General features: G+C 61.7%; 1 protein-coding gene. It reads right to left on the minus strand.

Annotation, left to right across the window (positions count from 1 at the left end):
* Window positions 1-1,427: amino acid adenylation domain-containing protein (locus AB0M74_RS35165; protein WP_366530627.1), on the minus strand; the 1,427-nt coding region annotated here is incomplete at both ends.

The following is a 1,427-nucleotide window of genomic DNA, read 5'->3' on the forward strand; positions in this document are numbered from 1 at the left end:
TGAATACGGGGTCCGGTAATGCTGTGCGGTCCAGCTTGCCCACCGGTGTCAGCGGGATGTGGTCGAGCACCATGATCGAGGACGGGACCATGTAGGACGGCAACCGATGGGTGAGATGTTCGGTGAGGGTTGTGGTGTCGATCGAGTTGCCGGGTGTGGCAACGACATAGGACACCAGTGATTCGGTTCCGGATTCGTTGTGGTGGCCGATGGTGACGGCGAATCCGACGGTTTCGTGGGTGGCGAGTGTTGCGTCGATTTCGCCGAGTTCGATGCGGAGCCCGCGGATCTTGACTTGGAAGTCGGATCGGCCGAGGTGTTGGATTGTTCTGTCGGCTGTCCACCGGACGACGTCCCCGGTGCGGTACATGCGTTCGCCGGGTATCCAGGGGCAGGCGATGAAACGTTCGGCTGTGAGGGCCGGCCGGCGATGGTATCCGCGGGCCAGCAGAGGACCCGCGACATATAGCTCACCCGCCACACCGACTGGTACGGGTTGTAGTCGTTGATCCAGCACCCATTGCGAGACACCGCGAATCGGGCCGCCGATCGTGACCAGCTCACCCGCCACCAACGGGGAGGACAGCGTCGCGGCGATGGTGGTCTCGGTGGGCCCGTACTCGTTGAACACGCTGCGGCTTCCGGTCCAGCGTTCGACCAGTTCGTTGCTGTAGCTCTCACCGCCGACTACGAGGTGTCTCAAATCTGGTAGTGGCCATCGGGTGTGGTCGATGGTGGATAGTGCGGTGGGTGTGATGAGGATGTGGCTGAGGTGTTGGTGGTCGAGGAGTTCGGCGAGTTCGTCGCCGCCGTAGGTGTGGGTGGGTGCGATGATCATGGTCGCGCCCGCGGATGTTGCCAGCAGTATTTCCAGTATTGATACGTCGAAGCTGGGTGAGGCCAGATGTAGGGTGCGCGAATCGGATTCGATGCTCAGGGCGTGTTGGTGTTCGGTGGCGCAGTTGGAGAGTCCGCGGTGGGTGACTGCGACGCCTTTGGGTAGTCCGGTGGATCCGGAGGTGTAGATGACGTAGGCGATGTCGTCGATGTGTAGTGGGCGTATTCGGTCGCGGTCGGTGACGGGGCGGTTCTCGGTCTCGTCGAGATCGTCTGGTGTCAACCAATCGATGTTGTCGGGCAACTGTGTTCGCGCTGGTGTCACTGTCAGACCGATTGCGGCTTTCGAATCGGTCAGCATGTGGGTGATGCGTTCGATGGGGTAGGTCGGATCGATGGGTAGGAACGCGGCTCCCGATTTGGCGACCGCCCATACCGCGAGCACGGATTCGGGGGAGCGCGGTATGCCTATCGCGACGACATCTTCCGGACCGATACCCCGCTGGATCAGTAGTCGGGCCAATCGGTTGGAGCGCTTGTCCAGCTCCCGGTAGCTCAGTGGTTGCCCATCGAAAACAATCGCCGTGGCG

This window comes from Nocardia sp. NPDC051463, from assembly GCF_040681975.1.
Taxonomy (GTDB): domain Bacteria; phylum Actinomycetota; class Actinomycetes; order Mycobacteriales; family Mycobacteriaceae; genus Nocardia.